Origin of the sequence: Mesorhizobium sp. LNJC394B00, assembly GCF_000502555.1 — a bacterium.
Lineage (GTDB): Bacteria > Pseudomonadota > Alphaproteobacteria > Rhizobiales > Rhizobiaceae > Mesorhizobium.
In genome coordinates this window covers 1-12306 of sequence record NZ_AYWH01000005.1, presented here as the reverse complement: position 1 = coordinate 12306, position 12306 = coordinate 1, and the positions used below count along the sequence as shown (strand labels likewise).

At 63.3% G+C, this 12306-nt stretch carries 9 protein-coding genes and 1 pseudogene; 2 read left to right on the top strand and 8 right to left on the bottom strand.

Annotated elements, in window-relative coordinates; genetic code table 11:
* Positions 1-49 precede the first annotated feature (49 nt).
* The 4 genes from X751_RS146570 to X751_RS146585 all read right to left on the bottom strand — a co-directional run bounded on the left by X751_RS146570 (position 50) and on the right by X751_RS146585 (position 5480).
* On the bottom strand, positions 50-1714 hold the full coding sequence (locus X751_RS146570) for an alpha-glucosidase family protein (RefSeq protein ID WP_031205894.1): 1665 nt from the start codon (positions 1712-1714) through the stop codon (positions 50-52).
* Between the two features lie 5 nt (positions 1715-1719).
* Positions 1720-2874 (bottom strand): carbohydrate ABC transporter permease, encoded by a 1155-nt coding sequence (locus tag X751_RS146575; protein WP_023668890.1) that lies wholly within the window; start codon positions 2872-2874, stop codon positions 1720-1722.
* Position 2875: 1 nt separating this feature from the next.
* Positions 2876-3889: a sugar ABC transporter permease gene (locus X751_RS146580; RefSeq protein WP_023668891.1), complete on the bottom strand. Its 1014-nt coding sequence runs from the start codon at positions 3887-3889 to the stop codon at positions 2876-2878.
* Between the two features lie 235 nt (positions 3890-4124).
* Entirely contained in the window at positions 4125-5480 is a 1356-nt protein-coding gene (locus X751_RS146585; protein WP_023668892.1) for an ABC transporter substrate-binding protein, read from the bottom strand.
* A 364-nt stretch (positions 5481-5844) separates the two neighbouring features.
* Here X751_RS146585 and X751_RS146590 point away from each other — a divergent pair, with 364 nt between their 5' ends.
* Positions 5845-6867, top strand: coding sequence for a substrate-binding domain-containing protein (locus X751_RS146590; RefSeq protein ID WP_023745155.1), 1023 nt, complete (start codon positions 5845-5847; stop codon positions 6865-6867).
* Between the two features lie 165 nt (positions 6868-7032).
* A complete protein-coding gene (locus X751_RS146595; protein ID WP_023745154.1) occupies positions 7033-8379 on the top strand; it encodes an FAD-binding oxidoreductase in 1347 nt (448 codons plus the stop codon).
* A gap of 25 nt (positions 8380-8404) precedes the next feature.
* Here X751_RS146595 and X751_RS146600 read toward each other — a convergent pair whose 3' ends face one another.
* The 4 genes and pseudogenes from X751_RS146600 to X751_RS1000000168620 form a co-directional block, all read right to left on the bottom strand.
* Complete coding sequence (locus X751_RS146600; RefSeq protein ID WP_023745153.1) at positions 8405-9817, bottom strand: S8 family serine peptidase; 1413 nt, start codon at positions 9815-9817, stop codon at positions 8405-8407.
* The gene (locus tag X751_RS146605) at positions 9807-10475 is read right to left on the bottom strand and encodes a hypothetical protein (RefSeq protein WP_023745152.1); all 669 of its coding nucleotides are present in this window, start codon (positions 10473-10475) and stop codon (positions 9807-9809) included. The genes X751_RS146600 and X751_RS146605 overlap by 11 nt, the downstream gene beginning before the upstream one ends.
* A 14-nt stretch (positions 10476-10489) precedes the next feature.
* Entirely contained in the window at positions 10490-11065 is a 576-nt protein-coding gene (locus tag X751_RS146610) for a sigma-70 family RNA polymerase sigma factor (protein WP_023745151.1), read from the bottom strand.
* A 297-nt stretch (positions 11066-11362) separates the two neighbouring features.
* A pseudogene (locus X751_RS1000000168620) lies at positions 11363-12230 on the bottom strand (helix-turn-helix domain-containing protein); the annotation flags it as partial.
* Between the last annotated feature and the right edge of the window lie 76 nt (positions 12231-12306).

Genomic DNA, 12306 nt, shown 5'->3' with positions numbered 1-12306 from the left:
TTCCCTAGAGAACCTGGATTTCCTCAAAAAATCCAGTTTCGTCAAAAACTCAGTCGATGCGCCCGAACCAGGCGCCGTAGCCGCCGAGGCGGATGGAACCTGTGCCGGATTGTCCCGAAAAACCGTGCCCGGCCAATGGCAGCAGCGCCTGACCACCGAGATCGACCTCGGCCGGCTTGCTGGCCAGATTGAAGACGCAGACGATCTGCTCATTGCCCTCACGGCGGGTGAAGGCGACGGTGTCGCCCTCGCTTTCGATGAACTCGATGTCGCCTTTGGCCAGGGCCGGATGCTGGCGGCGGAAACCGAGAAAGCGCCGGTAGTGCTCGAGCAGCGAGGCCGCGTCGCCCTGCTGAACATTGACCGCTTGCGACAAGTGCTTGCCCGGCACCGGCAGCCAGGGCTTGGCCGTCGAAAAGCCGGCATTGCTGGCGGTTGCATCCCACACCATCGGCGTGCGGCAGCCGTCGCGGCCCTTGAATTCGGGCCAGAAGCGAATGCCGTAGGGGTCCTGCAGATCCTCGAACTGCAACTCGGCTTCGCCCAGCCCAAGCTCCTCTCCCTGATAGAGGCAGACCGAACCGCGCAGCGACATCAGCAGCGCCGAGATAACCTTCAGATAGGCGGCCGGGTCGGCCTCGTCGGCGGCCCAGCGCGAGGCCGGACGCATCACGTCGTGGTTGGAAAAGGCCCAGCACGACCAGCCGTCGCTGGCGACCTTGCCGAAGGCTTCCAGCACCTGGCGCACCTTGGCGGCGCTGATCTTTTCCGGCGCCAGGAAATCGAAGGAATAGCACATGTGGACGCGTTTGCCGCCGGCGGTGTAGGCGGCGACCACTTCCAGCCCACGCTGCGAATCGCCGACTTCGCCGACCGCGGCGGCCGCCGGATATTCGTCGAGCAGCGCCCGGAACCGTTCGAGGAAGGCAAGGTTTTCCGGCCGGCTCTTGTCGTAGATATGGTCCTGGTAGTTGTAGGGATTGACCGCAGGTGCTGTCTGGTCGTTGCGCTCTTCGGGCGGCAGCGGCGGATTGTTCTCCAGCCCCTGGCTGTGGAAGTAGAAATTGATGGTGTCGAGGCGGAAGCCGTCGACGCCGCGCTCCAGCCAGAAGCGGGTGACGTCGAGCAGCGCGTCCTGGACTTCCCGATTGTGGAAGTTGAGGTCCGGCTGCTCGGACAGGAAATTATGCAGATAATATTGCTGGCGGCTGGTGTCCCACTGCCAGGCCGAGCCGCCGAAGATCGACAGCCAGTTGTTGGGCGGCGTGCCGTCCGGCCTGGCGTCGGCCCAGACATACCAATCGGCCTTGGGATTGCTACGGCTGGCGCGGCTCTCCTTGAACCATGGATGGTTGTCGGCGGTGTGCGACAGCACCTCGTCGATCATCACCTTGAGGCCGAGGTGATGGGCTTCCGCAACCAGCGCGTCGAAATCGGCGAGCGTCCCGAACATCGGGTCGACGTCGCAATAGTCCGAGACGTCGTAGCCGAAATCCTTCATCGGCGACTTGAAGAAGGGCGAAATCCAGATGGCGTCGACGCCGAGCGAGGCGATGTAGGGCAGCCTGCGGATGATGCCCTTGAGGTCGCCGATGCCGTCGCCATTGGAGTCCTGATAGGAGCGCGGATAGATCTGGTAGATCACCGCGCCCCGCCACCAGTCGCGATCGACGGCGAGATCGGGCTTCGAGGTCGCCTTCAAAGCGGCTTGCATAAGTCTCAACCTCCTTTGACCGAGCCGGCCAGCAGCCCGCGGACGAAATAGCGCTGCAGCGAGAAGAACACGATCAGCGGCACGATAATGGTGACGAAGGCCGATGTCGTCAGGATTTCCCAGTCGCCGCCGCGCGAGCCGAGCAACGCGTTGAGCTTCGCGGTCAGCACGATCTGGTCCCCTTCGGTACCGAGGAAAACCATTGCCACCAACAAATCGTTCCACACCCACAGGAACTGGAAGATTGCAAAGGACGCCAGCACCGGGAAGGACAGCGGCAGCACGATCTTGACGAAGATTTCGAAATCGCTGGCGCCATCTATGCGCGCCGATTCCATGATCTCGCGCGGCAGGCCGGCAATATAGCTGCGCAGGAGATAGATGGCGAAGGGCAGGCCGAAGCCGGTATGCGCCAGCCAGATGCCGAGATAGGTTTTCGACGGCACACCGAAGAAGATGCCGACGCCGTTGTAGATCTTCAAAAGCGGGATCAAGGACATCTGCAGCGGCACGACCAGCAGGCCGATGATTGTGGCGATCAGCAAGGCGCGGCCGGGAAAACGCATCCACGCCAATGCATAGGCGGCGAAGGCGGCGATCAGGATCGGGATGACCGTCGCCGGGATGGTGACGGTCAGCGAGTTTATGAACGAGCGGCCGATGCCCTCCGAAAACAGCACGGTCTTGTAATTGTCGGTGGTGAATTTCGGTGGCGCCGACGAGGCGTAATAGACGCGCTGGCCACGGTCGCCTTCGAAAGCCTTGGGCGAACTCATGACGAACGTTCCGTCGGCATTGAGCTGCAAGGTCACGCCGTCGCCGAGATCGGCAGTGGTGCCGGCCGGATATTGCGTCGGTGCCGCCGACTTGACGCCGAAGGCGCTGATGTTGCGCGCAGCACCGTCGCCGAAGATATTGCCGGCAAGCACGAACTTGCCGTCCTTCTCGACCTGCGCCGAGGCCGGCGGCAGGCGGCCGGCTTCAGTCTGGCTGGAGCTGGAGAACGAGTTCCACCAGCCCGAGGCGATGATCTGGTCCTTGTCGCGCAGCGACGAGACCAGGATGCCGAGCGTCGGCACGGTCCAGACGGCGACGAAGACAAGCACGGCGATGTGGACGCCGAAGCGGCTGGCAAAGGACTTTCCGGTCGCGACGGCCATCTCAATGTCCTCCCGTCTCTTTGTTCGCCTGGCGGATGTTCCAGACCATGATCGGGATGACCGCGATCATGATGATGATGGCGATGGTGGCGCCGCGGCCGAAATCGCCGCCGCCGCGGAACATCCAATCGAACATCAGATTGGCCAGCACCTGGCTGTTCCATTGGCCGTTGGTCATGGTCAGCACGATGTCGAACACTTTCAGCACCAGGATGGTGATCGTCGTCCAGACCACGGCGATGGTGCCCCAGATCTGCGGCACCATGATCTTCCAGAAGATCTGGAACGGATTGGCGCCGTCGATGACCGCGGCTTCAAGCGTCTCTTCGGGGATGCCGCGCAACGCCGAAGACAGGATGACCATGGCAAAGCCGGTCTGGATCCAGATCAGGATGATCATCAGGAAGAAATTGTTCCAGAACGGCAGCGATATCCAGACCTGCGGCTGGCCGCCGAAATACTGGATGATGGCGTTGAGCAGGCCGATCTGCGTCTGGCCCTCGCCGCGATATTCGTAGATGAATTTCCAGATCACGCTGGCGCCGACGAAGGAGATCGCCAGCGGCAGGAAGATCAGGCTCTTGGCGATTGTGCCCCACCAGATCTTGTCCGTGAGCACGGCGATTATCAACCCTAGAAAGGTGCAGGCGGCGGGCACCACCGCCAGCCAGATGATGTTATTCAGGATCGAGTTGCGGAACTCGCGGTCGCCGAACGCCCATTCATAGTTGGCGAAGCCGACAAAATGCTGGCCGCCGCGGTCGAGGAAGGACAGCCAGAGCGTCGCCACCACCGGATAGATCAGGTAGACGGTGAGGATGATCATCGCCGGGCCGACGAACAGCCACGGACGGACCAGTCCTTGCCGGCGCAGATTGTCGATGGCCGCAGCCCCGGCCACGCCGCGCGACGGGAATATCAGGTCGACCAGCTTGTTGGCGCCCCAGAAATAGGCGACGCAGCCGCCGACGCCGATGATGATGACAAAAATGGCCGATAAGATCTGAGCAGCCATGGGTCCCTCTTCCCTGCGCATGATCGGCCGGGCCTTGAACAGCCCTGGCGATGTGGCTCTGCGCCGATTTAAGTTATTCTGAAACGAACGAACGCAAATCGGTCCGGCGTAAGGCGCCGGTCGGATCCGGGCCATAGCGGCCCGGACCCAGTCTGTGGAGGAAGTCCTGAATTTGCCGCCAAAGCGGCTGATTACTTGGCAGTGGTTACTTGCCAGCTGACTGCTTGCCAGCTGACTACTTGATAGCGTCCCAGCTCTTCTGGATGTCGGTGGCGACATCCTGCGCCGACTTGCCGCCGACCAGATCGATCATGCCGGTCCAGAAGGCGCCGGCGCCGATCTTGCCCGGCATCAGGTCCGAACCGTCGAAGCGGAAGGTCGAGGCATTGGCAAGGATATCGCCCTGCTTCTTCAGCGCGTCGCTGGCATAGGCATCCTTGTTGACCGACTTAAGCGGCGTGACGAAGCCGCCCTGGGCCATCCAGATTTCATGTGCCAGCGGCATTTTCAGGAATTCGATGAACGCGCGTGCACCCTTCGAGTCCTTGGTGATCATGGCCAGCGTGCCGGCGCCGAGCACAGGCGTGCCCAGCTCGGGCTTGGATGCATAGGGCGGGAAGTAGAAGAAGTCGGCGTCCTGTCCAACCTTTGTGCCTTCCGGGAAGAAGGTCGGGATGAACGATGCCTGATGGTGCAGGTAGCATTTCGGCGGCACCGAGAAGAGGCCCTTCGGGCTGTCGCGGAAGTCGGTCGCGGCAACCGCCTTGGCCCCGCCGTCGACCATCTTGTCGTCGGTCGCGATCTTGCCGAAAATGTCGATGGCGTTGACCACCGCCGGATCGTTGAACGGGATCTCGTTCTTTACCCACTTGTCATACACGTCGGGCGCCTGGGTGCGCAGCATGATGTCTTCGACCCAGTCGGTCGCCGGCCAGCCGGTAGCGCCGCCTGAGCCGAGGCCGATGCACCACGGCGTGCCGCCGTCGGCGATGATCTTCTTCTCGAGATCGGCGAGCTCTTCCTGGGTCTTGGGAACCTTGTAGCCGGCTTCCTCGAAATTGTCCGGCGAGTACCAGACCAGCGATTTCACGTCGGCCTTGTAGGGAAAGGCGAAGAAGCCCGGCTTGCCGTCCTTGTCCTTGAAGGTGCCGAGATCGACCCATGACTGGCCGGCGCCGTAATTGTCCTTGATCCATTTGGCGGTGTCGTCGCCCAGCGGCGTCAAAAGGCCCTTGGACGCCAGATCCTGGATCAGGCCCGGCTGCGGCAGTACGGCGATATTGGGCGGGCTGCCGGCCTGGGTATCGATGACGATCTGCTGTTCGTAATTTTCCGACGAGGAGTATTTGATCTCGGCGCCGGTGGCTTCCTGAAAATATTCGAGAACAGTGCGGATGAGGCCTTCGTCCTCGCCGCGCCAGGGCCCGAAGATGGTCAGCGTCTCGCCCTTGAGATCGACCTTCTTCAGCTCTTCGTAATTGGCCCAGTTGAAGCGCTTATCTTCCCCGGGCTTGAACTTCAGTTCGGCTTGCGCCGGCAGGGACAAGGCGAGCGTGGCAAACGCTGCGCCAAGCAGAAGCATCTTCTTCATCGGTATTCCTCCCAGTGTGGACACATACACCCGGACGGAACCTCCATTCCGCCCGCCGACGCTGCAGGACTGTGACTCGTTCAGAAAGGAACCGCAACCTTTCGAAGAGTCTTCCAAAGCGCTTTGGTCTTTTTGATCTCGCCATTGAATCGGCTGCAAGTCAAGAGGGCGGTGAGCTAATCGATTTAATTTCGAGCTGGAAGACTTGGTAAAGTGCACTGCAGCATAGTTTTACGGCGGTGCAGCAGCGTATTAAGCTTCAAACTGGCCGGACCAGTGCGTATGGTCGACCAGCTTGGCCGCGCCCGTTGTGGCGCCGCGTGGCTTCAAAATTAAAAGCGCTTTGAGGCTTGGAGGCCTCCCAGTGAACCTGAAGCAGCTCTCTCATATGCTGGCCCTGTCGCAGACAACGGTAAGCCGTGCGCTCAACGGCTATCCCGAGGTCAACGAGGAAACCCGCCGGCGTGTGGTGGATGCCGCCAAGCGCCACGGCTACCGGCCCAACCCGAGCGCGCGCCGGCTGGCGACCGGCAAGACGGGCATGATCGGTTATGTCCTGCCGACGGGCGCCTCCGTCGACATCGACCCGCATTTCGTCGAATTCCTCTCCGGCCTCGGCGACTATGCCCGCTCGCACGAGCTCGACCTGGTGCTGTCGCCGGCCGATGCCGACGACCAGGAAACCACCTATCGCCGCATCGTCGCCAACCGACAGGTCGACGCCGTCTACATCTCCTCGCCGCGCCCGGCCGACCGGCGGGTGGCGCTGGTCAACACGCTTGGCATTCCCTTCATCGTCCATGGCCGCAGCGAGGGTTCCGATTTCGACTACCCCTTCACCGACATTGACAATGAGGGCGGCTTCCACGATGCGGCCCGGCTGCTGGTTCAGCTCGGCCACCGGCGGCTGGCGCTGATCAATGGCGACGACCGCGAGACCTTCGCCATCCACCGCGAGCGCGGCATGCGCAGGGCGCTGGCCGCGAGCGGCCTGACGCTCGGCGAGCGCCATGTCTGCTCGGTGACGATGACCGAGGAGAACGGCTATCGCGCCGCCAGGCGCCTGCTCGAACAAAGCGAACCGCCGACGGCGATCGCCTGCTCCAGCCTGATCATGTCGCTCGGCGTCGTGCGCGCCGTGCGCGACCTTGGCCTGACCATTCCCGGCGACCTGTCGCTGATTGCCCATGACGACGTTTTCCCATGGCTGAAGCCGGAGAATTTTTCCGTGCCGCTGTCGACGACGCGCTCGTCGATCCGCCTGGCCGGCGCCCGCATCGCCGAACGCTTGGCAGCGCGCATTTCCGGCTTGGAAGAAGGGGCGCGAGGCGAGGTCTGGCCAGTCGACCTTGTGGTCAGGGGTTCGGTCGCAGGCGCCCCGGTCTAGGGATTAATCCATCGCTCCGCTGGGCAAGTTCACCCTTGTGGATGTTGCCCGCAGATAGATTGACTTTGTTGGGACAACGGTCTGCCTGGACCTGTCCTTGATTTGGCTTCTAGTGGGTGGCAACCAGTAAGCCAGAGCCATCAACCAGTCCTCAGGGTGCGCCACTTGCCCACATTCCCGTTCTCCGAAACGGATCCAATCCGGCATCCTGGCCCGCCGCCGAAAGCGTCGGAGGTGGTCATTGTCGGTGGCGGCATCATCGGCGTAACGACAGCGCTTTTCCTGGCACAGCGGAACATCCCGGTGACGCTGCTGGAAAAGGGACGCATTGCGGCCGAACAGTCGTCCCGAAACTGGGGCTGGATCCGAAAGCAGGGACGAGACGCGGATGAACTGCCCATCGTCATCGAGGCTATTCGCCTGTGGCGGCAACTGGCTGAGGAATGCGGCGAGGACATCGGCCTGACCCAGACAGGTGTGACCTACCTGGCGAAGACCGACAAGGACATGGCCGGCTTCGAAGCCTTCATGAAGATCGCCGCGATCCATGCGCTCGACACCCGTCTCCTGGATGCAGACGAAACCGCGACACTCATCAAAGGCATGTCGCGCAAATTCAAGGGCGCGATGACGACGCCCTCCGACATGCGCGCGGAGCCTTGGCTGGCGGTGCCCGCACTTGCCCGGCTCGCCGTGCGAAAAGGCGTCAAAATCGTCGAGAATTGCGCAGCGCGAACCCTCGAAATCTCAGGCGGCAAGGTCAAGGGCGTGTGGACCGAGACGGGGTATATCGAGGCCTCCAGCGTGCTGGTCGCGGGAGGTGCCTGGTCATCCTTGTTCCTGAGAAGACACGGCGTCTCCATCCCCCAGCTCAGCGTCAGGGTAACCGCAGCCGCAACGGACCCCTTGGCTGAAATCTATGCAGGTGCGGCGACTGACGAACACATCGCTTTCAGGCGCCGGCAGGATGGCGGGTATACGCTCGCCGCGGGCGGCAGCCATCTGCATTACCTGGGACCTGACGCCTTCCGGCACGCCACCAAATATCTTCCTGCGCTGAGGGACAATCCGCTGGGGACACGCTACTTTCCGTTCGCGCCGTCAGGTTACCCCGATGCCTGGTCGACGCCGCGCGATTGGGCGCCGGATTCGCACAGCCCTTTCGAGAGAATGCGGGTGCTCGACCCGGCCCCTGAACCGGCCCGTCTGCGTTCGATAAAACGCAAGTTCAAGCACCTCTTTCCGCAGTTCGAGAGGGTTCGCCTGAAGGCAGGCTGGGGCGGCATGATCGACGCCATGCCGGACGTCGTCCCCATCGTGGATCATGTGGCGGCCGTCGGTGGTCTTTTCGTCGCGACGGGAATGAGCGGTCACGGCTTCGGTATCGGGCCTGGCATAGGCCGTGTCGTTGCCGACCTGATCCAGGGAAACCAGACCGGGCACGACCTCAGCCGCTTCCGGCTGTCGCGCTTCCATGATGGCAGCCCTGTCCGGCTGGGCCCGGCGCTCTGAATTGGTGGCGCGAATTTCGCCCGGTTTACTTGTTCGCCGCCGCCTTCGTATCCAGCAGCCCATAACCGAAATCATTGTCCCGCCCCTTCGGGCCAAGGTCCCTGGCGGTGGCGGCCAGCGCCTTTTCGATGTCGTCGGCGGAGCGCTCGGGTGAAGCGTGGATCAAATTGGCGATAGCGCCGGACACGATCGCGGCGGCAAACGAGGTGCCGGTGACGACGTCGGAGCCGGCGCCGCTCGGCGCCACCATCTCGACGCCGGGCGCCGAGATGAAGACATAGGCGCCGCGATTGGCCTGCTGCATCAGCCCGTCCTTGGCGTCGGTGGCGGTGACCGCGATCACGCCCTCATAGGCGGCGGGGTAACCATAGGGCGCTTTCGGCCCGTTGTTGCCGGCCGCCGCGACCAGGATGATGCCGAGCCCACGGGCGTTGCGGCAGGCGGTGGCGAGCAGGTCGTTCTTGGGGCCGACGAAACTCATATTGATGATGCTGACATTCTGGTCCGCCGCCCAGTCGAGCGCCGACAGGATGACATCCATGGTCGACTTGCCGTCCTCGAAGGCGCGGGCGTGATAGATCCTGGCGCCGGGCGCCATGCCTTCGAGCGGGCCGACGCCGGCGATCAGCCCGTCGACCGAGGTACCGTGGTCACGCTTTTCGACCGGCACGTTGGGCATGGCGTCGAACTGATCAGCAATGACGCCGGAAAGCGCCGGATTGGTGTCGTCTATGCCGGTGTCGATGACGGCGATGCGCACGTTTTCGCCACTGGCTTGCTTGTTGTCGAGCTGAATGCGCTCGAAGGCATAGTTGACGATGCCGGCCGCCTGCTGCAGCGAATAGATATGGTTTGGCTCGCGCCGCAGGGTGCGGCCATCGGCGGCCAGCTGCGCCAGCACGGCGCCGACTGTGCGGCCGTCGGGAATGCCGAAGCGCACCAGTGTGGTGCCGAGCAGCCGCGACTGGCGCTGCGAACGCACTTCAAGGCCGAAGGAGGCGGCGATCTGCTGGACGGCGCCGGCATCGCCGTCGACGGTCACCAGCACCTCGTCGGGCACGAACTCGCCGGCGATGGCACGGCGCGGCGCGGTCGCGACAAGATCGGTCGGCGAAACGATCGCCCCGCCGGCGGGTGGCCCGGCCTGCGTGTCGGCAGGCGGCGCTGACGGCCGTGGCGTCGGCACGGGCGCTACGGGAGCCGGTGGGTTGGGAAACAGGTCGACGATCAGGGCCGGAAGGGTAACTGCGCCTGGTTCGCCGCCGACGTTGGCCTCATTGCCGTCTTTCGGGCAGTCGGCAGCCGCCGCTCCGGCCGCGTCGGTGCAGTCGGCCCGGCCGGCATTGGGATCATTGGTCTGCGCCGACGCCGGCACGGCGACGATTGTCGTCGCCGCCACCAGGATCGCCGCAAATCGAATGACCGCCCTAGCTGCCATCAACCGGTTTCCTTCCCTCGATCACAGTCTCCGCGAACGGCTGGGCGGCAATAAGACCGACGAGCTTGGTGTAGTCTGCTCCGGTCTTGACCGGGATAGCAATGCGGAAGACGCCCGAGGCGGTCGGCCCGCCGGCGATCTTCAGCGCGTTCTGGTCGAGGAAGGCGGCGATGTCGGACATCTTCGCATCCGGCTTGAACTTGACCAGCGCGAACGGCAGTTTCGTCAGCTCATCCTCGGCGCCGGCAACCTCGAAATCATGGCTCTTGCCGCCGGTCTGCACGTAGGACTGCACCACGACCAACGCCAGCAGCACCGCCGCTGCCGCCCAGCCGACCGTGGCCGGCATCGCCGTGAACCGGCCGAGTGCCTGCGCCAGCCAGGAACGGCCCGCGGGAGCGCGGACCGGTCCGGCTTCGGCGTCGAGCGCCCTGGCAAAGCGGCTGAGCGCATCGGCCGGTGGCCGGATCGCCTCGTTGGCGGCGGTGGCGCCGGAGAATTCCGCCTCAGCCTCGCCAAGCGCCGCCATCGCCGCCGGATCGCTCGCCAGCCATTCCTCGACGGCTTCGAGGTCCGAGCCTTCCAGCGAGCCGTTCAGGTAGAACGGCAGCAGCGTTTCCATTTCGTCACGGCGTGACATTTTTCCAGCGGCGCTCATATCTTCAGGATTGCTCATGGCCACCCCCTGTCGTAACCGGCGGCCTTGAGGGCTTCGCCGAGTTTCTTGCGGGCGTAGAACATTCGGGTCTTGACGGTGGCGACCGGGATGCCGAGCACCTCGCCGATCTCCNCGATCTCCGTCACCGACTGTCCATGGTAATAGGCAAGGTCGACCACCGAGCGGTGTTCCTCCGGCAAGGCATCGACGAAGCGCCGCAAGGCGGCGCCCTTGTCTTCCTTCATGGTGGCGACTTCCGGCGTGTCGGCGCCATCGGGAACCTGCGCCGCATCGTCGTCATCGATCCAGTCTTCTTTTTTCTTGCGCAGCATCGACAGCGCCTTGAAGCGGGCGATGCCGAGCAGCCATGTCGAGACTTCCGAGCGCCCTTCGAAACCGGGCGCCTGGCGCCACAGCTCAAGAAAGACCTCGTTTGCGATATCGTCGGCCATCATTTCCGATCCCGTCTGGCGCACCACGAAGCGGTAGACCCGCGCGTGGTGACGCATGAACAGCAGCCGAACAGCGGCACGGTCGCCCTTCGCGACCCGGTCGACAAGCGCGCGATCAGTCTCGGTCGCTGCCGTCATGGCCGGTCGAGCCGCCTGGCTCCTGTCTGCTCTGTCGCCGATCGGTTCAAAAAGGTTCATCCTTCCGCCAAGGAATTTTGGCGAAGCTAACCGAAGAAGGTGAGTGTTGCCAGAGTGTCTCCCTTCTCCCCGTCACTATACGGGGAGAAGGTGGCGGCAGCCGGATGAGGGGCGGCACCGGCGTTGGGGTATTTATGTTTGATGTTGCGCTGCCCCTCACCCTTGTCCAGCCGATAGATGGGTAACACTTTGAACCGGATACATAGGTGACACTTCTCTCCCCCTATGCGTCCGCCNGCCTCATGGGGACGTTCCTCATTGTAGCTGTGGCGGAAGGTCTCGAAGGCCTGGCCCTGTGCCGTTCGGTCGGCTTCCGGTGCCTCGGCCATCGGCAGCATGGTCAGGTGAAAGCGCTCGTGACGTCCGTTCTGCTGTGGCCTGCCGGGTGCGATCCGCTCCAAGGTGATGCCGAGCTTGATGAAGCGCACGACAAGCGGCGTCAGCCCGGTGACGCCGGCCGATGCGAAGGGCGGGCCATTGTCGCTTCTGAAGCGATCCGGCAGGCCATGCTCTTCAAACAGCCGTTCGAACACCGGCCAGGCTTCGCTATCGGCCGTCGACCCCGTCGCTTCGAGCGCCAGAAGATAGCGGCTCGACGCATCCATCACCGTCAAGGGTTCGCAACGCCAGCCGTCGCGGGTCCGGAACCAGCCCTTGTGATCGCCAGTCCACACCGCGTTCGGTTCTTGCGGCTGTGGCCAGGGTCCATTGCCGCAGGCCCGCAGGCGGGGTCGCTTGCGGGCGCGGACAAGCCCATGCCGCGCAAGGATCGCGCCGACCGTCGAGGCTGAAGGCCACATGAACTCGGGAGCCGTGCGCCTGAGCCGTGCCACGATCTTCTTTGGACCCNCGGATGCAGCTCCTTGGCCGCCACAATCCGCTCAACCAGATCCTGAGCTGTCGCCCGGCCATGATTGAGCGGGGCTCGCGGCAGGTCGTGCAAACCCTCAGGCCCAAACGTCCGATAGCGTCCTAGCCATTTGTAGCCGTTCTTGCGTGAGATCCCGTAGGCCGCACAAAGCGCAACCATCGTCTCATCCCCAGAAAGACACTCCACAACAAACCGTAGCCGCTCGTCCATGATGCCAGTCTCTCGCCAAACCATCGCCGGTCCTCCGGCGGACAAGAAAACTGTCACCCATGCTATCGGTCCATTCTGTTACCTATCTATCCGGTTCGGA